The sequence below is a fragment of the Sporosarcina sp. P12(2017) genome (genome assembly GCF_002743035.1).
Lineage (GTDB): Bacteria > Bacillota > Bacilli > Bacillales_A > Planococcaceae > Sporosarcina > Sporosarcina ureae.
In genome coordinates this window covers 158,079-176,269 of sequence record NZ_PDYL01000004.1, presented here as the reverse complement: position 1 = coordinate 176,269, position 18,191 = coordinate 158,079, and the positions used below count along the sequence as shown (strand labels likewise).

Annotated in this window: 16 protein-coding genes and 1 riboswitch; of the genes, 8 read left to right on the top strand and 8 right to left on the bottom strand. The window is 42.7% G+C overall.

All coding sequences use genetic code 11. The annotated features are described in order from the left end of the window. Positions 1 to 27 precede the first annotated feature (27 nt). The 4 genes from desA to CSV80_RS04855 all read left to right on the top strand — a co-directional run bounded on the left by desA (position 28) and on the right by CSV80_RS04855 (position 4,283). Complete coding sequence (gene desA, locus CSV80_RS04870) at positions 28 to 1,074, top strand: Delta(5) desaturase DesA (RefSeq protein ID WP_099669960.1); 1,047 nt, start codon at positions 28 to 30, stop codon at positions 1,072 to 1,074. A 116-nt stretch (positions 1,075 to 1,190) separates the two neighbouring features. Further along, complete coding sequence (locus CSV80_RS04865) at positions 1,191 to 2,318, top strand: sensor histidine kinase (protein ID WP_099669959.1); 1,128 nt, start codon at positions 1,191 to 1,193, stop codon at positions 2,316 to 2,318. Positions 2,319 to 2,323: 5 nt separating this feature from the next. Next, positions 2,324 to 2,935: a response regulator transcription factor gene (locus tag CSV80_RS04860; protein WP_029053324.1), complete on the top strand. Its 612-nt coding sequence runs from the start codon at positions 2,324 to 2,326 to the stop codon at positions 2,933 to 2,935. 55 nt (positions 2,936 to 2,990) lie between these two features. Beyond that, complete coding sequence (locus CSV80_RS04855) at positions 2,991 to 4,283, top strand: D-serine ammonia-lyase (protein WP_099669998.1); 1,293 nt, start codon at positions 2,991 to 2,993, stop codon at positions 4,281 to 4,283. A 169-nt stretch (positions 4,284 to 4,452) separates the two neighbouring features. Here CSV80_RS04855 and thiW read toward each other — a convergent pair whose 3' ends face one another. Genes thiW through thiM form a run of 4 tightly spaced genes read right to left on the bottom strand, consistent with a single transcriptional unit; the run spans position 4,453 to position 7,217 of the window. Continuing rightward, positions 4,453 to 4,941, bottom strand: a complete 489-nt coding sequence (thiW, locus tag CSV80_RS04850) for an energy coupling factor transporter S component ThiW (protein ID WP_099669958.1) — start codon at positions 4,939 to 4,941, stop codon at positions 4,453 to 4,455. An 11-nt stretch (positions 4,942 to 4,952) separates the two neighbouring features. Further along, a complete protein-coding gene (gene thiE, locus CSV80_RS04845; RefSeq protein WP_099669957.1) occupies positions 4,953 to 5,612 on the bottom strand; it encodes a thiamine phosphate synthase in 660 nt (219 codons plus the stop codon). After that, positions 5,612 to 6,427: a bifunctional hydroxymethylpyrimidine kinase/phosphomethylpyrimidine kinase gene (thiD, locus tag CSV80_RS04840; RefSeq protein ID WP_099669956.1), complete on the bottom strand. Its 816-nt coding sequence runs from the start codon at positions 6,425 to 6,427 to the stop codon at positions 5,612 to 5,614. The genes thiE and thiD overlap by 1 nt, the downstream gene beginning before the upstream one ends. Positions 6,428 to 6,446: 19 nt before the next feature. Continuing rightward, the gene (gene thiM / locus CSV80_RS04835; protein ID WP_099669955.1) at positions 6,447 to 7,217 is read right to left on the bottom strand and encodes a hydroxyethylthiazole kinase; all 771 of its coding nucleotides are present in this window, start codon (positions 7,215 to 7,217) and stop codon (positions 6,447 to 6,449) included. Between the two features lie 62 nt (positions 7,218 to 7,279). Then, a riboswitch (TPP riboswitch) is annotated at positions 7,280 to 7,382 on the bottom strand. Between the two features lie 191 nt (positions 7,383 to 7,573). Between thiM and CSV80_RS04830 the strand changes: the two genes are divergently transcribed. Further along, a complete protein-coding gene (locus CSV80_RS04830; protein ID WP_099669954.1) occupies positions 7,574 to 8,770 on the top strand; it encodes a DUF3238 domain-containing protein in 1,197 nt (398 codons plus the stop codon). Between the two features lie 55 nt (positions 8,771 to 8,825). Here CSV80_RS04830 and CSV80_RS17980 read toward each other — a convergent pair whose 3' ends face one another. Next, on the bottom strand, positions 8,826 to 8,954 hold the full coding sequence (locus CSV80_RS17980) for a hypothetical protein (RefSeq protein ID WP_255407635.1): 129 nt from the start codon (positions 8,952 to 8,954) through the stop codon (positions 8,826 to 8,828). 509 nt (positions 8,955 to 9,463) lie between these two features. Between CSV80_RS17980 and adh the strand changes: the two genes are divergently transcribed. Beyond that, a complete protein-coding gene (adh, locus tag CSV80_RS04820) occupies positions 9,464 to 11,005 on the top strand; it encodes an aldehyde dehydrogenase (protein WP_099669952.1) in 1,542 nt (513 codons plus the stop codon). 42 nt (positions 11,006 to 11,047) lie between these two features. Continuing rightward, positions 11,048 to 11,404, top strand: a complete 357-nt coding sequence (locus CSV80_RS04815) for a DUF779 domain-containing protein (protein ID WP_029053315.1) — start codon at positions 11,048 to 11,050, stop codon at positions 11,402 to 11,404. A 104-nt stretch (positions 11,405 to 11,508) separates the two neighbouring features. On the opposite strand, the gene CSV80_RS04810 is transcribed toward CSV80_RS04815, so the two are convergent. Then, on the bottom strand, positions 11,509 to 11,910 hold the full coding sequence (locus CSV80_RS04810; protein WP_029053314.1) for a thiol-disulfide oxidoreductase DCC family protein: 402 nt from the start codon (positions 11,908 to 11,910) through the stop codon (positions 11,509 to 11,511). A 508-nt stretch (positions 11,911 to 12,418) separates the two neighbouring features. Here CSV80_RS04810 and CSV80_RS04805 point away from each other — a divergent pair. Further along, positions 12,419 to 12,799: a hypothetical protein gene (locus CSV80_RS04805; RefSeq protein ID WP_099669951.1), complete on the top strand. Its 381-nt coding sequence runs from the start codon at positions 12,419 to 12,421 to the stop codon at positions 12,797 to 12,799. Positions 12,800 to 12,907: 108 nt separating this feature from the next. On the opposite strand, the gene metH is transcribed toward CSV80_RS04805, so the two are convergent. Beyond that, positions 12,908 to 16,345 carry a methionine synthase gene (gene metH, locus CSV80_RS04800; RefSeq protein WP_099669950.1) on the bottom strand — a complete coding sequence of 1,146 codons (3,438 nt, stop codon included), beginning with the start codon at positions 16,343 to 16,345 and terminating at the stop codon, positions 12,908 to 12,910. Then, positions 16,326 to 18,188, bottom strand: coding sequence for a bifunctional homocysteine S-methyltransferase/methylenetetrahydrofolate reductase (locus CSV80_RS04795; protein ID WP_099669949.1), 1,863 nt, complete (start codon positions 18,186 to 18,188; stop codon positions 16,326 to 16,328). Before CSV80_RS04795 ends, metH begins: the two co-directional genes overlap by 20 nt. Positions 18,189 to 18,191: the final 3 nt, after the last annotated feature.

Sequence of the window (18,191 nt, the reverse complement as noted above, 5' to 3'; positions counted from 1 at the left end):
CAAACCCAATAGGAGGGAAATTCAAACATGAGTAAAGAACAAACGAAGCAACTGCATAAAGACGTCGCGCCTTTCGCGAAGTCTGATTTGAAAAAGAGTATCGTTCAAATGATCAATACAATACCGCCAATATTCATCTTATGGTTCCTGGCTTACCAAAGCTTGAGTGTATCTGTCACATTAACAGTTGCGTTGTCAATCGCTGCGGCGTTCTTCGTAGTTCGCACATTCATCATCTTTCATGACTGTACGCACGGTTCATTCTTCCGCAATAAAAAAGCGAATAGCATTGTAGGAACAATTACTGGCGTCTTGACATTATTCCCATATGAAAAATGGAAAAGAGAGCACTCGATTCACCACGCAACTAGTTCAAACCTAGACAAACGCGGTGTTGGAGATATCTGGGTCATGACTGTGGAAGAGTACAAAAATGCCTCGAAGTTCGAGCGTTTCAGCTACCGTGTTTACCGTAATCCTATTGTGTTGTTTGGATTTGGACCTTTATACTTGGTACTGATCTCAGGTCGTTTTAACCGTAAAGACGCGCGTAAGAAAGAGCGTATGAATACGTATTTAATTAACATTATTTTAGTTGCTATATATACAGTATTAATCGTAGCGATTGGTTGGAAAGCGTTCTTGCTAATCCAAGGTACTATGATGTTCACAGCTGGTGCCCTTGGTATTTGGTTGTTCTACATCCAACATACATTCGAAGACTCTTATTTTGAAGAAGAATCTGATTGGGATTATGTTAAAGCAGCAGTTGAAGGAAGTTCATACTATCAGTTGCCACGTGTTTTACAATGGGCAACAGGTAATATCGGATTCCACCACGTACACCACTTGGCACCACGTGTACCAAACTATAACTTGGAAATGGCGCATGAATTGACTCCGCCATTGCAAAAAGCTACAACGATTACATTGAAAACTAGTTTTGAATCATTACGTTACCGCTTGTATGATCCAACTAATAAAAAGTTCATCACATTCAAAGAAGCAAAACAATATTCATTTAAAGATAAGTTGTCAATTGATTTAAAACCAAAACGTACACGTTTATCTTAAAGTGGCGAGAGAAGGAGCAATCCTTCTCCGCCTTTTTATTTTGTCCATATGTCTCTAAAGAGCTAGCAAAGAAAATGTTTGTTACAATAGAATGAAAAGGACGGCGATGAGAACTGATGTATAGTTGGTATAGTATTTTCCCTAAAAGCCCATGGCTCAGTATTTATGCTTGGGTTGTATTTTGTATCTTACCTTTCTTTTTTATTTTACGAAGTGCATCTCCATTTAATTTAGCAATAGGCATCATGTTATTAGTGTTATTTTTCCTTTCTTATTATTTTTCCGCCAAGTCCAAAAGCGGTCTCATGTATATGTGGATCAGTTTTGAAATTGTCATTACGGTCGTGATGACATTGTTATTTGGTTACGTTTATCTGTCACTGTTTATTGCGTTCTCTATTGGAAATATCAGAAGACCAGTAGGCTTTTTTATTATTTATGGATTACATATTGCGATCTTAATCGCAGCGATTGTCTCAGGGTTTTTTCTTGAAATTGAATTGTTTTTACCGCAAATCCACTTTGTTATTATCACGGTGATCGGTGTAGTATTATTGCCTTTTAATTTGTACAATCGTCAAAAACGGGACCTACTTCAAGATCAGTTGGAGATTGCAAGGGAACGGATATCTGAACTGATGATCATTCAAGAGCGTGAGCGTATTGCGCGAGATCTCCATGATACGCTTGGGCAAAAGTTATCCATGATTGGCTTAAAGAGTGACTTGGCTTCTCGATTGATGGATCGGGATATCGAGTCGGCAAAAGCTGAGATTCAAGATATACGTCAAATCTCTACGACAGCATTAAAAGAAGTACGAGTTCTCGTCAGTGGTATGCGCCGTGTGAAGCTTAAAGATGAGATGGTGCGCGTCCAACAAATGCTGAAGGCAGCTGAAATTGAAGTGGATATAGAAGGTAATCCGAATTTCCCCGACGTGTCTCCCATTGTAGAAAATGTGCTCGTCATGTGTTTGAAAGAAGCAATCAATAACGTAGTGAGGCACAGCTATGCAAAGCAGTGCTGTATCAAATTTGAACAAACAGAAAAAGCATTTGTAATTAGAATAAACGACAACGGAATTGGTATCGCGCAAAATGGCGTGAATTTACCAGGTAACGGGCTCGATGGTATGAAGGAACGATTGGAGTTTATCAACGGTAAACTGTCGATAAAAAGTGACAATGGGACTCATCTGAAAATCGTGGTACCTGCTGTTCTAAAGCAAATAAAGGAGGGGTAACGTTTATGATCCGCATTGTAATTGCAGAAGATCAAGGAATGCTGCTCGGTGCGCTAGGGTCGTTGTTGAACCTGGAAGAAGATATGGAAGTAGTAGGAATGGCCAAAAATGGTCAGGAGGCCGTGGATTTGGTCAAAAGTCTTCAGCCTGATATTTGTATAATGGATATTGAAATGCCAATTAAAACCGGTTTGGATGCAGCGGAAGAATTACAAGATATGGAATGCCGAATTATTATTTTAACGACGTTTGCTAGAGCGGGTTATTTCGAACGAGCACGTAATGCAGGTGTACGTGGATATTTGCTGAAAGATAATCCGATCGAAGAGCTGGTGAAATCGATTCATTCTATTATTGAAGGCCGTCGAATTTATGCGCCAGAATTAATCGACATGGCATTTGATATGAAAGAAGAAGAGAAGAATCCATTGACTGAGCGGGAAGTCCAGGTACTTAAACTGGTATCGGAAGGGAAGACTACGAAACAGATTGCGGCTGAACTGTTTTTGTCACCAGGTACTGTCCGTAATTATGTCTCCACGATACTGGATAAACTTGGTGTGCGTAATCGTATTGAGGCTATTACGTTATTCAATGAAAAAGGCTGGTTCGAATGAAATCTACTCAGGCATACATTCATAACAGGGGAGTGATTGATTAGTGGATAAAATCATGCAAAGTGAGTGGCTTGTAAAGCTACCTTTATTACAAAGTGTGATCAAGAAAAAGGAAGTAATATGGTGTAACCCTCTCGTCGAACCGGTAGCAGCCGGCCTGTTGAAGACGAATCTATCAAAAGACGATATAGCAGACGCCAGCGATCGACTGGAGAGATTCGCTCCCTATTTGGCGAAAGTCTTTCCGGACACGGATAAAGGTATCATAGAATCCCCATTGACACCGATTCCAAAGATGAAGCAAGAACTTGAAACAGTGTATGCTGTCAATATTCCAGGCAGGCTTTTATTAAAACAGGATAATGCGTTACCAATCTCCGGTTCAATCAAAGCGCGCGGAGGTATTTATGAAGTGTTGAAGCATGCAGAGACACTTGCGATAAATAACCAATTGCTAGATTACGCAAAAGACTACAGTCAATTCGATACACCGGCATTCCGTGAGTTGTTTGCGAAGCACAAAATCGCAGTAGGCTCGACGGGGAATCTGGGATTGAGTATTGGCATTATGAGTGCGAAACTTGGCTTCGATGTAACAGTGCATATGTCAGCTGACGCCAAACAATGGAAAAAGGGTTTACTGCGCTCAAAAGGCGTACATGTAGTGGAATATATCGATGATTACAGTAAGGCAGTAGAAGAAGGCCGGCGTCAGGCAGAAGCTGATCCGTCTTGTCATTTTGTGGACGATGAAAACTCTACGGATTTATTCATGGGGTATGCAGTGGCAGGGGAACGTGTTGCAGCGCAATTGAAAGAGCAGAATATTACTGTCGATGAAGCGCATCCATTATTCGTCTATTTACCTTGTGGCGTAGGCGGCGGACCAGGCGGCGTGGCATTCGGATTAAAACTGGCATTAGGCGATCATGTACATTGCTTCTTTGCTGAGCCGACACACTCACCGTGCATGATGATTGGAATGATGACAGGTATGCATGACCAAGTCTCGGTTGCAGACTTTGGCCTGGATAATAAAACTGCGGCTGATGGTTTAGCAGTCGGTACAGCTTCTGCATTTGTCGGAAAAATGATGGAACCTTTCCTGACAGGATGCTATACGGTAGAAGATCAGACATTATTCACGCTATTGAAAGAGCTGGCGGACAGTGAGGACATCTGGCTGGAACCTTCAGCACTTGCTGGTATGATAGGGCCTGTCCATGCAATTAAGTCTAAATTGCCGTTTGTTGACTTTAAAGACGCGACGCATCTCGTATGGGGAACGGGCGGAAATATGGTGCCTGAAGACGAAATGAAGGGCTATTATAATCATATGAGGAAATAATACACACTATTTCCCGGGAAATCGACAAAAGATCCGTAGAGAATAATCTCTGCGGATTTTACATTTTAGAGCATATGATTTGGAAGTGGGAAGACATCATTGATTGCCGTTCCAGAGTGCAAATCTGACCTTAATACGGATGCCCACCACATCATTTTACATCATGGTCTTACTGTAAATCTTTAAAAATCTTCAATTTCAAAAGTCTCGGAGCCAATAATAGGCCAATAATTGTCCCACTCACTGTCGATACAAGAAAAGGGGGAAGGAAGAAGAAAGCGGTTACGGTCGTGCCCATCAAAATTTTTGCATAAGGCACTGCAAACATAGGCGCTATCAAACCGGTACCGATTATCTCCCCAATGCCTGCACACCAATTTCTTTTGAAACGCTGATAGAATACGCCGGCCAAAAATGCACCGATCATCCCGCCTGGAAATGCGAGCAGTGAGCCGGTTCCTGTTAGTATACGTACGAGTCCTGTCATAAACGCTACTATGACGGCGGCGCCCGGACCCATTACAATCGCTACTATGACATTCACAGCATGCTGTATGGGGTATGCTCTGGCGATACCAGCAGGAAATGAAACGAATGCAGAGCCGGCAACTGCAATTGCGACAAACATTGTCATGAACATCATTTTACGTGTATTCATACGGACCTCTTTCATTCCAACAAGGAGTGAATGGTTTTTGATAAATCACTTGCCGCATACTGTGGATCTTTAGCCGATGCGATAGCGGAAACAACGGCTACACCGTCTGCTCCCGCTTGGATAATGGAGCCAGTAGTAGCCAGTGTAATACCACCTATAGCAACTATTGGCATATCAGTGAATGCAGTGTGAATTTCTTTTACCAGAGTGGTACCTACAACGGCTGAAGCATCCAGTTTGGTTGAAGTCGGATAGATAGGTCCCAGTCCTACATAATCCGCCCCAATTGATTGTGCCAGTTGTACTTCTTGTGCGTTGTGAGTCGAAACTCCGAGCCATTTATCCGGACCAATTCGCTGACGCACGCTGTCTGCCTGTTCGTCATCTTGTCCTACATGAACTCCGTCTGCATTAATTGCTAATGCCAGATCCACATCGTCATTGATGATGAAAGGAACGCGATACAGTCTGCAGAGCGCCTGACACTTTTTGGCGAATCCGAGCAAAGCGTCGCCTTCAAGTGCGTTCGATCCTTTCTCACGCAATTGAAAACATGTGATACCACCGCGAAGAGCTGCCTCTACTATTGCTAATGGATCCTGACTTCCTGAGTTTGGCGTGCCCATTACAAAATATAAGCGTAATGCTTTCTTTACTTCCATATTTCGCATCAGTGCATCTCCTTTTTCAGCTGACCATATGCCCAGTGATTTGTCGGTCCGTGTCCTGAACCGATCTTCAAGCCGTTTTCAATCGCAGCCTGTATGAATTGCTTCGCTTCGGCAACTGCATCCGGAATGGAATAGCCTTTTGCCAGGAAACTGGTCAGTGCAGCCGCAAATGTGCATCCAGTTCCATGTGTGTCTTTAGTTTGGATCCAAGGTGCTGTCACGGTGAATGACTGACCTTCTGCATCGGCATAATAATCCTTTGCATCCAGTACATCGCTACGGTGACCGCCTTTCATCACGACAGCTTTCGCTCCCATCTTAATAAAAGCAGTTGCAGCTTGCTGAATGTCTTCGTCTGTCTGTATTTTCATTCCGGTCAGCACTTCCGCTTCAGGAATATTTGGTGTCACAATTGTAGCTAGCGGTAGTAAATGTTCTTTTAGTGCTTGAATCGCCTGTTGTTGCAATAAAGATTGTCCACCCTTTGCAATCATGACAGGGTCGATGACTAAAGGAATTGGGGGGTATTCTTTTAATAGCGCAGCTACTTCAGTAATAATATCAGCCGAAAACAGCATTCCGGTTTTACATGCTTTTACATCAAAATCATCAAGCACAGCCCGTATTTGTGTTATGACCCCGTCGGTCTGTATTGGATAAACACCGTGAACACCGTGCGTGTTCTGAGCAGTCACTGCAGTTAGTGCAGAAGTTCCGAATACGCCTAGCTCCTGAAACGTCTTTAAGTCAGCCTGAATTCCTGCACCTCCTCCGCTATCCGAACCAGCAATGGTCAATGCTACTTGTACTGTCAATTAAAAAACCTCCTGTCTATTATGCCAAAAATGTTTTTGATTCGCGATCCAATGTATGTAATGTATTTAAGAAGTTCACAGCAAAGTCTCCGGGGCCACTTGAAGTTTTTGCTGTTTGTTCACCAGCTCGTTTATAAAATGAAAGTGCGTCTGCCACAGCTTCTAGCGGACGTTCCATTCCTACGGCAAGAAAAGCACCTGTAACAGAGCTGAGTAAACATCCCATACCTGTAATGGTAGTCATCATGGGGTGACCGCCTGTAATAGATAGTGTAGAATGTCCGTCCGTAACAATATCGACTTCACCTGAAACTGCTACCAGACAGTTGTACTTGCGTGCAGTCTTTTTTGCTATATCCTCGATGTCTGCTGAACCTTCTCCTGCATCGACACCCTTCGCGGCCCAGGGTATATCTGCAATCGCAGCTAGTTCGCCTGTATTACAGCGAATCAGTGTGATATCTACTTCGTCCAGTACTTTTAGGACGCTAGCTTTACGAAAAGGTGTGGCACCTGCACCAACAGGGTCTAGTACGACAGGTTTTCCTGCTGCGCGGGCACTGTTTCCCGCTAAAATCATTGCATCCACTGTCTGTTGTTTTAACGTACCGATATTTAAAATACTACAATCTGCAATTCTTGCGATATCTTCTGCTTCTTCTACTGCATCCGCCATAACGGGAGAAGCACCTAGTGCAAGTAAACCATTTGCTTGGAAATTCGCAACTACAAAATTTGTGATGCAATGAACGAGCGGTTGCCTTTGACGAAGTTGTTGAATAAGTTGCATGTTTCTCTTCCTCCCATTAAAGGTATATATACAAAAAGCCCATGCATAGATGGGCGGTTGGGTATAAAAACTACCCACTTTCCTCCGCTAGTATGTACTAGATCAGGTTCAAAGGGTTTGCATAATTGCATCTCAGCCAAAAAGAAGGCACCCCTAGTGGTGGAATGTATCAGACGAGCTCATTATATCATATACATGAAAAAGGTTGAAATAATACTGGTATAACGAGGTGGAAGTAAGTGAAAATGAGTGATTGCGCATAGAAGAACAGGTATAACTATAAGCTGAATGTTACATAATTATCTGAAGGCGTATAACTGTTTCAGATGAAATAGATAAAAGGGAGCAGATCGCAAATGGAGAAATTATTTGAAATTCAACAGATGGATCATTCGTTGGGTGATATAACGTTTACATGGAGTGATATAGGTGGTTATTACCGTGTCTATAAAGATGATCGGCAAGTATACGAAGGGACAGCCCCGAAGTTTACGGACGGGGAGCTGGATCCGTCACATCCCTTCCAATATACAGTGGAACGAGTGGAAGAAGGACGGGTTAAAAATGTAATTGTTATCCAAACATCAGCCCTGACAGAAGTACAGAAAGATGAACATCCTTTACAACGCTTAGTAATTACAACGATGGCTGCTCCATCGCAAATTGCATTGTCATGGGAGTGGATTAAGGATGTGGAGAAGTTCGATATTTACCGTAACGGTCAATACCTCGAGACAATTACTGATAATCGTTTTATTGATCGCCAGACGAATTCTTCGGAGCCGGTGGTATACAGTGTTTCGGCAACGCGTCCGTTGATTGACAGCAATCAGAAAATGAATGTCAGTAAATCAATTGCATCTAAAGTGTATGAAGTGATTATGCCCCCAGATCCTGATAATAAACCAACAGAAGAAGTTTATACTTTTTCCGTCCGTGTTAAGCAACGGGATCGATTACTAAAACCGGTGGCTGACAGGGAAAAAATAAATGAAGTGAAGCAATGGAAGTTCCGCTATACAACATTTTTAAAGGAAGATATCATAAAAAATCCGAATCTCTTTTCACCGATCCCATACTTTACAGGGGATGATCGGGACTTCAATCCAGAAGGAAAAAGCTTCCGCACCCGTGTCGATATAGAAGGAAAGTTTATTGGAGGAGACAGCGCACTGCAATTTACGAAAGCAACTGGACCCTCTATTGGATTGAATTATATGAAACGGTATAAACGTCATGACCATGCTTCTGTAGACGGTATAGAAATCGAGAGGTTGGAAGGAAGCTCGACCGAAGTACATTTTGCAATCAACCATGACGTGGGCAATCCACTAACCGCTTCACCGCCTATTCATTATGAAGTGAAAGCCCATTTGGATCAGCAAGGGAATCTAGACCTGGTTGGCTATCATAATGATGCGCCTCACCATGAAATTTATTTAGCACTTGATGACGAGGATTGGCGCTCGGTGCATCGTACTGAAAGTGAAGGGTTGGCATATTTGTCGGGTGTGCTCGGAGATAATTATTGGCGTTATATGACGTGTAATTAACAATGAACGGCCGCAATCCATAGTAGATTGCGGCTGTTCATTTAACTATGCCGTTCTATTTGATCGTTTCTTGAAAACTCTTTTGGTCTGAATTTAGTTTTGTGACTCGTACGTTCAATTTCCCGAACGATTCCTCTGTTAGTTCAATTTCTCCATCTTGTTCATATTTCTTCCATGTCCTCAATTCCTTTCTATCAAATGTTTCCGTTCGGAATTTTTTGTATATAGATAAAGAGAAAGATAAAGGGGAATAAAGCAAGAAACGCAATTATGACTGATATCCAACCATCTCTTCGAGCATCCTCCAGCAGTGAAGAAATAATTGTTACATGAAGTTTCAGTCCAATAACCGTCATAGATAAGAGTATGACATGCAGAACGCTGATAGAGCTCTTTTGATTCATAAGAACCCCTTTCCACTAAAGTACTTTCTCTTAGCATTGCCTAAAATGTGCAGTTTAATAGTCTTTGTAATGAATAAAAGTAGAACGGTAATATCGGACTCTATGACTCGCTTGATTTATGATAGTATTTGGTTGAAAGCGCTTACTAATTAGTTTAGAATAAAAGGTAGCTTATGAAAGCGTACACGTCAGGAATAAAGTGAAACTATGTTTCGTATAATAGCTTTGCGTGCATAATGATTGCGCTGAGATACAAGCAAAATAATGAGAACAGGGAGTGTGACGCAGTATGGTACAAGCTTCAGAAAATCTAGTTTACGCAAATCCAAATACAGAAGGTTCCAAGGTTCAGTTCAAAGAACGCTATGATAACTTCATCGGTGGTAAGTGGACGGCACCAGTAAAAGGCCAGTATTTCGATAATTCAACGCCAGTTACAGGTAAGGTATTTACCCAGGTGGCGAGATCTACGGAAGAAGACATAGAATTGGCTCTGGATGCAGCTCATGCAGCAAAAGATGCATGGGGAAAAACATCAGTCACTGAACGTTCGAATATTTTGCTGAAGATTGCCGATCGTATTGAAGAGAATTTAGAAATGCTAGCTGTAGCTGAAACGTGGGATAATGGTAAAGCTGTCCGTGAAACATTGAACGCCGATCTTCCGCTTGCAGTAGATCATTTCAGATACTTTGCTTCTGCAATTCGTGCGCAAGAAGGCGGAGTTAGCCAAATCGATAACGACACAGTAGCCTACCACTTCCATGAACCATTAGGGGTTGTAGGTCAGATTATTCCTTGGAATTTCCCGATACTGATGGCAGTATGGAAACTTGCTCCGGCATTGGCCGCAGGAAACTGTATCGTATTAAAACCAGCTGAGCAAACACCTGCATCTATTTTGGTATTGGTTGAATTGATCGAAGACTTACTGCCAGCAGGTGTTCTTAACGTAGTCAACGGTTTCGGACTGGAAGCAGGAAAACCACTAGCATCCAATCCGCGCATTAATAAGATTGCCTTCACAGGGGAGACGACAACAGGTCGTCTGATCATGCAGTATGCTTCTCAAAACTTGATTCCGGTTACATTGGAACTGGGCGGGAAATCTCCGAATATTTTCTTTGAAGATGTGATGGCAGAAGACGATGCATTCCTTGATAAAGCAGTTGAAGGTTTTGTTATGTTTGCATTGAATCAAGGGGAAGTCTGTACATGTCCGTCCCGTGCATTAATTCAGGAATCCATTTACGATAAGTTCATGGAACGCGCACTGGAGCGTGTTAAAGCAATCAAGACAGGAAATCCATTGGACCCAACGGTCATGATGGGTGCTCAGGCATCTACTGAGCAACTAGAGAAAATTCTTTCCTACTTGGATATCGGAAAACAAGAAGGCGCAGAGTGTCTGACGGGTGGAGAGCAGAACAAACTTGAAGGCGATCTTGCGGAGGGCTATTACGTGAAGCCGACGGTATTTAAAGGACATAATAAAATGCGTATCTTCCAGGAAGAGATCTTTGGTCCTGTAGTGGCAGTAACGACATTCAAAGATAAGAAAGAAGCGCTAGAAATTGCGAACGACACATTATATGGGCTGGGTTCAGGTGTATGGACGCGTGATATGAATACGGCGTACCGCTTCGGTCGCGGAATTCAGGCAGGGCGTGTATGGACGAACTGCTATCATGCATATCCTGCACATTCTGCTTTCGGCGGCTACAAAGCTTCGGGCATCGGTCGTGAAAACCACTTGCAAATGCTGGCACATTATCAGCAGACAAAGAACATGCTAGTTAGCTATGACGAAAGCAAACTAGGATTCTTTTGATCGAATCTGTCTGGAGGATCCGAAGTGAATGGAGGAATTCCTATGCCAGATCGAGTAGTCGCAACAGAAGAAGCGTTGGCCCTTATAGAGTTGTTAAAAGATAAGCACGGTCTTTTGATGTTTCATCAGTCCGGCGGTTGTTGTGATGGATCTTCTCCGATGTGTTACGAAGATGGAGATCTAATTATTGGCAATCAAGATGTATTGCTTGGGCATATCGGCGGCATGCCGTTCTATATGATGAAAAGTCAGTTTGAGTATTGGAAGCACACGCAGTTAATTATTGACGTGGTAGATGGACGTGGTGGAATGTTTTCGCTCGAAGGAGTGGAAGGGAAACGTTTCTTAACCAGATCCCGTGCTTTCACTGACGAAGAATATAAGGAATTAACTTCATGAAAAAAGCCTTCCGTAAATAGGGAGGCTGGGACTGAAAGCAGCTCCAGAAACATCGGGGCTTGTTTTCAGTCTTTTTAGTATACTTGGATATATAGTTAAAATTTTTACGAGATAAAACGTTTACGTTCTTCAGGTGAAGGTAACATGCAGGATAACTCCTTTTTGCCAAACCATTTATATCGGTTCTTTGCAATATAGTCGTAGGCGATATCGCGGATTGCTGGTGGGATGATTACGAATAGAAATGCTAAGTGCCATAAACCATCCAGTTTTTTTGCGATACGTAAAGCTGCGCCTGACTTTGTATAGGCTTTTTCATTTTCTATCAATACTAAGCTATCTACGTTATCGGGAATTTGATAGTCTTTACGAAATTTTCTACCCACATCATCTTGTAAGGAAGCGAATGAAAAGTGTTTGTACGGGTCACGTTTAATAATAAATTGTACGCTTGCGTCACAGAAATTACATTCGCCATCAAATAGTATAATTCTATTTCGTTCCATATTTATTCTCTCCTTCGAAAATAGGTGATATCGTACTATACCCACATAGCGTTAACTTCACTCATCCTCAATAAACAGAATAATTTAATTGATTCAGTAATCCGTATAAAATAGAAGGTGATTAGGTGGTTCAGTCTTGTGTATTATATTAAGAAAAAAGGGTGAAAAAGGATGGAACGTCAATACATTCATCCAGCTGAGCTGAGTTGCGTCGTGTCTCTGACTTTTTACGCTCTGAGAATATGGTAGGCGAAGGTGCGCCGGTCCACGACGCATTAACTGAGTGTGAAAGTATTGTAAGGAAGCTGGAATCGATTGAAAATAGTCTAGGGTATTAGAAGCCTTCTATACCTAGACGTTGTGAATTATAACTAGACTATCATAAATACAGCAATGTTCTTTATCTAAGTGGATAAGGAACATTGCTTTTTATTTTTTACTATCCTATGGCGGTAGCCCGTAACAAATTGGTTAGCTCGCATGTAATAGGGTATAAGGAGGTGGAGAAATGAATCAAGGACATTGTGGAATGTCAGGCGGACATCATCAGCAAGGGTGGGGACACCAACAACATCATCATGGAATGCATGGTCAGCAAGGTATGCCAAGCGGACAGCAACAAGGTTTCCAACCCGTGTTTTGCCCGCCACAGTACCGCTTTAACGATTGCTTCACTAAACAGGAAATGCCATTTATTCATCCGATCGTGAATGTGAATCGACACCACGTAGTCGGTGTGCCACAGCACTACTATACAGAAACTACTGAAAACGTTATGGGCTCTACTATTATGCCAGGAAGAGGACCGGGAATGGGACCAGGATTTGGACCAGGCCAGGGAGGCATGTGGGGTGGAGGAGGCTGTCACCGCCGCAGAAGATGCCGTTAATCCGTTTTCATTATGAAAAATCCGCTATCTCTGAAATACTAGAGATAGCGGATTTTGTTTATTTCCTCCAACGCCTGTCGAGTCTACCCGGCGCTTTCAGCATTTGAATCATGCGTTAAAGTATCGTGCGTCAGGATGCGCGAAGACGATGGCTGATACGGATGCTTCTGGTTCCATCATGAATTCTTCGGTTAGGATGACGCCGTGGTCTTCCGGTTTGATGAGTCGGAAGAGTTTAGCTTGGTCTTCTAGATTTGGACAAGCTGGGTAGCCGAATGAGAATCGCTGGCCTTGATATTTGGCGGCGAAACGTTCAAGCATTGTAAAGTCTGTTGGATCAGGGAATCCCCATTGGTCACGGATTTCTTGGTGAATCCGTTCAGCAAAGCCTTCTGCTAATTCTAAAGCAGTTGCTTGGAATGCGTGGCTTTCAAGGAATTTCCCTTCTTCCTTTAGTTTATTAGCATAATCACGAACGCCTTTACCAGCGGTCACTTGCATGAATGCAACGTAGTCCATTTCACCACTTTGCACTGTTTTCAAGTAATCAGCCAAGCATAGGAACGGTTCTTTTTCTTGACGGGGGAACGTAAATCGTTCAATTTCAGTTGTTGAATCTTCCGGATCGTAAATGATTACGTCGTCGCCGTCTGCCTGAGCAGGGAAGAATTGATAAATACCGGAAGCTGTCATTTTATCGGACTTCAAGAACCCAGTTACCATCTCGTGAAGTTGTACTGCACGTTCTTCATTTCTTTCAAGCATTTTATCAACATTTCCTCGTAGACCTAAGTGGTGACCGATTAGAGTACGCATATTTACATAAGGATGTAGGTGGGCAACAGAGTAATCTTTCACGACCCGTCTACGTAAGTCAGTTGGAGTAAATACAGGCACATCGGTGCGTACCGTTTTCACAGGACGTGGCTTTACTGCGACTGCTGTAGAACCCCGAGTTGCTTTAATCGCATCATTCGCTTCGCGTTTCTCAATACTATTCGCTAATTCTTCGAGTAACGCTCCTTTGTCAGTACTTTGAAGACGGTTTGCTAAATCAAGACCTTGCATCGCGTCTTTTGCAAAAATAACCGGGCCATCATACTCGGGTGCGATTTTCGTTTCAGTAAAGCGTCTCGTTAAAGCGGCACCGCCAACCATTACTGGCGTATCGATTCCTGCTGCTTTAAAGTCCTGTGCCGTCAACACCATCTGCTGTGCAGACTTTACGAGAAGACCTGATAGGCCAACAATGTCTGGTTTTTCTTTACGGATCACTTCAATTAATGAAGCTGGAGTAACTTTGATTCCGATGTCTATTACTTTAAATCCGTTATTACTTAAGATAATCTCTACGAGGTTTTTCCCGATATCGTGTACGTCACCTTTTACTGTCGCCAGGATAATCTTACCTTTTCCGCTATCGTCTTCATTCTTATCCATGAACTGCTCAAGGTAGGAAACAGAAGCTTTCATGACTTCAGCACTTTGAAGAACTTCCGCTACGATCAGCTGGTTGTCATTAAATAAACGTCCAACTTCAGCCATTCCCTTCATTAAAGGCCCATTGATGATATCAAGTGGTGCATCGTATGTTTTCAAAGCTGTTTCCAGGTCAAGAATTAAACCTTCTTTCGTACCTTCTACTACATAGTACGCGAGACGATCAGGCACAGTTTTCGGAATATCATCTTCGGACTTCTCTTTTTTCTTACCACGATAGAAATCCGTGAAATCAGCTAGTGTTTCATCTGTTGTAGTAAACAGCAAGTCGTTCGCCAACTTGATTTCAGCTTCTGGAATCGAAGCAAAGCGCTCAAGTTTTTCTGTATTGACAATCGCATAATCGAGACCTGCTTGTGTACAGTGATACAAGTACACAGCGTTCAACACTTCACGGCCAACAGGCGGTAACCCGAAGGATACGTTGCTGACACCGAGAGTCGTTAAGGTGCGTGGAAGTTTTTCTTTAATTAATCGAATTCCTTCAATTGTTTCTACGGCTGATCCGATGTATTGCGCATCACCTGTACCAACAGGGAAGACGAGTGGGTCAAAAATGATATCTTCGGGCGGAATCTCCCATTTGTTGACGAGTAAATCATAAGAACGCAACGCAACTTCCAGCTTACGTTCCCTCGTGACCGCCATTCCAATTTCATCAATCGTTCCGACAACGACAGCTGCTCCATATTTTTTTACTAAAGGAAGTACAGCGTCAAAGCGTTCTTCACCATCTTCTAAGTTAATAGAGTTGATAATTGCTTTACCTTGCGAGAATTTCAATGCTTCTGCAATGACATTTTCATCTGTAGAGTCAATGACGAGAGGAACTTTGACTTTTTTCACGACTTCTTTCATGAAGCGAGTCATATCGTACAATTCATCACGGTCAGGGTTCGCAAGACAAATATCCAATACGTGAGCACCACGTTTTACTTGTGCACGTGCGATTTCAGCAGCTTCTTCAAACTTTTCTTCTACAATTAATTGTTTGAATTTACGTGAACCGATAACGTTTGTACGTTCACCGATTAATAATGGACGCAATGTATCGTCGTAAAGCAAAGGTTCGATCCCTGAAATGGCATGACCATGAGGATTTTCCGGCATCTTGCGTGGAGCCTTATCTTTTACTACCTCACGAATTGCGCGAATGTGATCAGGCGTTGTACCGCAGCAACCACCAACCATGTTCAACCAGCCTTTTTCAGCGAAGCCTTCCAGCTTTTTCGATAGAGAATCAGGGGACTCATGATAATGTCCTTCTTCATCTGGCAATCCCGCATTTGGATAACAAGTTACATAGCTTGTCGCTAAGTCAGATAATGAACGCAAATGGTCCGTCATGAATTCAGGACCTGTCGCACAGTTTAAGCCGACCGAAAGTGGGTGGACATGTTCAATGGAAATATAGAAAGCTTCAATACTTTGTCCAGCAAGTGTTGTACCCATCGGCTCGATCGTCCCTGAAATCATGATAGGAATTTCGCGTCCAAGCTCTTCGAACGCCTTTTTAATACCAATCGTTCCGGCCTTCACGTTTAGCATATCCTGACTCGTTTCCATCAGTATCAAGTCGCTGCCTGCTTCTACAAGGGCTTTTGCCTGCACATAGAAATCATTGGATAGTTCATCGAACGTAATGCCGCCCGTAACCGAAAGCGTCTTTGTTGTAGGTCCGATCGCACCTGCGACAAAACGTGGCCATTCTGGTGTAGAAAACTTCGCTGCACTCTTTTTCGCGATTTCCACAGATTTTGCATTAATTTCATCTGCACGATGACCAAGTGAAAATTCATTCAAGACAAGGGGAGTACCACCAAATGTATTTGTACAAATGATATCAGCACCAGCATCTAAATATTCATCGTGAATTTTCTCTAAAACATCGGGGCGTAACACACTTAGGTATTCGTTACATCCATCATATTCTTCTCCGCCGAAGTCTTCCGTTGAGAAATCTTCCGCTTGCAGCATCGTCCCCATCGCACCATCAATGATCAGGATTCGTTTGTCTAGTTGCTCTTCAATAGGATGTCTCTGCATGTGTTAATTCCCTCTCCTTCTTCTTCTGGTCTATTTCCTTAATATACTCATACAACTCTAATGTCATATCGTAACGGAGGAATGGTGTGATGATATACAGCCCATTAAAATACTGCGCTGCTGTATCAATCAATTCTTTTGCGATTTCAAGACCTGTTTCAGTTGATTTTTCACGGTCATCTCCACATTCACGCATTCTTTCCAACACATCTTCTGAAAGCTTGATACCCGGTACTTCGTGATGCAGGAACTCTGCATTTCGTATATTTGTCAATGGCATGATGCCAATGAAGATCGGTGTATCCAAGTGTTTTGTGGCTTCGTATACATCGATAATCTTTTCTTTCGTGTATACCGGCTGCGTGATGAAATAGTCTGCACCCGCTTCAATTTTCTTCTCGAGTCGTTGTACAGCTCGATCAATTACGCGTACGTTCGGATTGAAAGCTGCTGAAATAGAGAAGTTTGCTTTCTTGCGCAATGGCTTACCGGAGAACGAAATCCCTTCATTCAATTTCTTAATTAACTGCAATAACTCCATGCTAGATACATCGTAGACGCTTGTTGCACCGGGGAAGTCGCCAACTTTTGTCGGATCGCCTGTTACAGCTAGGATATCGTGAATGCCTAATGCATCGAGTCCCATCAAATGTGATTGTAAGCCGATAAGATTGTGATCACGGCACGTTAAATGTACAAGCGGGCGGATATTATGTTTCATCTTAACGATTGAACCCATCGCCATGTTGCTGATGCGAGGGGAAGCAAGTGAATTATCTGCCATTGTTATAGCATCAACTCCTGCGTCATATAACACATTTGCACCCTTGATATAATCTTCTGTTTCCAAGTGGCGCGGTGTATCTAGTTCTACAATTACCGTACGCTCTGTTTTCGCTTTTTCATGAAGAGGTTGATGTTTTGTAGGTCCCGCTTCATGAATCACGATAGGCTTTTCCGGATGTACGACCTTTTCTGTGATAGGTGCAAGTCGCGTTAACTGTGTTTTCGCTGCTTTAATATGCTTAGGTGTTGTGCCACAACATCCACCGATCAACCGAACGCCTTGATCACGAAGTAATACGGCAGCGCGTCCGAAGTATTCTGCTTCAGATTCATAGACAATACGTCCATCTTCCACATCTAATAGACTGGCGTTTGGATATGCGGATAAAAATGCTTGTTCCGGTAATGTAACATTATCGAATGCTTGAATCGTGTGGTAAGGGCCTAAGCGACAGTTGACGCCTACGATATCTGCACCAAGAGATTCAAGTTGATGAAGTGCATCATTTAATGAGAGTCCGTTCTGTAATACGCCGGGATCATGCATAGAAACTTGTGCGATCAATGGAACATCCGTGATTTTCTTTAACGTTGTCACAACAGATGATAACTCTTCAAAGTCGTAATATGTTTCCAATAGAAGACCATCCGGATCGCCTGCCAATAATGCACTCGCTTGTTCTAGTACGACTTTTTCTATTTCATCCAATGTAGCATCGCTTTTACGTATGCCACGCAGGCCGCCAATTGTACCGAGTACAAATTGTCCCCCAGGTGCTGCTGCGCGTTTTGCAATTTGAATGGCCGCTTTATTGAATTCTGTTACATGACTTTCTAAGCCGTAGCGAGCTAATTTGTTCGCATTTGCACTGTAAGTGTTCGTCTGTATAATATCTGCGCCGGCTGCGATGTAGTCTTGGTGAATCTGCTCTATAATTTCAGGCTTTTCTACGTTTAGTTCTTCATAACAGTAATCAATTCCGTAAGAATATAAAATCGTCCCCATTGCACCATCTGCCGTTAAGACGTTTGTTTGTAGTTTATCTAGCAATGACATAAT

Excerpts from the sequence above, each read along its gene's own strand:
- CSV80_RS04805 (WP_099669951.1), top strand. The coding sequence starts at position 12,419 with ATGAATCAAGGACATTGTGGAATGTCAGGCGGACATCATCAGCAAGGG.
- thiE (WP_099669957.1), bottom strand. The coding sequence starts at position 5,612 with ATGCGAAATATGGAAGTAAAGAAAGCATTACGCTTATATTTTGTAATG.
- CSV80_RS04815 (WP_029053315.1), top strand. The coding sequence starts at position 11,048 with ATGCCAGATCGAGTAGTCGCAACAGAAGAAGCGTTGGCCCTTATAGAG.
- CSV80_RS04865 (WP_099669959.1), top strand. The coding sequence starts at position 1,191 with ATGTATAGTTGGTATAGTATTTTCCCTAAAAGCCCATGGCTCAGTATT.
- CSV80_RS04830 (WP_099669954.1), top strand. The coding sequence starts at position 7,574 with ATGGAGAAATTATTTGAAATTCAACAGATGGATCATTCGTTGGGTGAT.
- thiW (WP_099669958.1), bottom strand. The coding sequence starts at position 4,941 with ATGAATACACGTAAAATGATGTTCATGACAATGTTTGTCGCAATTGCA.
- CSV80_RS04860 (WP_029053324.1), top strand. The coding sequence starts at position 2,324 with ATGATCCGCATTGTAATTGCAGAAGATCAAGGAATGCTGCTCGGTGCG.
- metH (WP_099669950.1), bottom strand. The coding sequence starts at position 16,345 with ATGCAGAGACATCCTATTGAAGAGCAACTAGACAAACGAATCCTGATC.
- adh (WP_099669952.1), top strand. The coding sequence starts at position 9,464 with ATGGTACAAGCTTCAGAAAATCTAGTTTACGCAAATCCAAATACAGAA.
- CSV80_RS04855 (WP_099669998.1), top strand. The coding sequence starts at position 2,991 with ATGCAAAGTGAGTGGCTTGTAAAGCTACCTTTATTACAAAGTGTGATC.
- CSV80_RS04795 (WP_099669949.1), bottom strand. The coding sequence starts at position 18,188 with ATGTCATTGCTAGATAAACTACAAACAAACGTCTTAACGGCAGATGGT.
- CSV80_RS04810 (WP_029053314.1), bottom strand. The coding sequence starts at position 11,910 with ATGGAACGAAATAGAATTATACTATTTGATGGCGAATGTAATTTCTGT.
- desA (WP_099669960.1), top strand. The coding sequence starts at position 28 with ATGAGTAAAGAACAAACGAAGCAACTGCATAAAGACGTCGCGCCTTTC.
- thiM (WP_099669955.1), bottom strand. The coding sequence starts at position 7,217 with ATGCAACTTATTCAACAACTTCGTCAAAGGCAACCGCTCGTTCATTGC.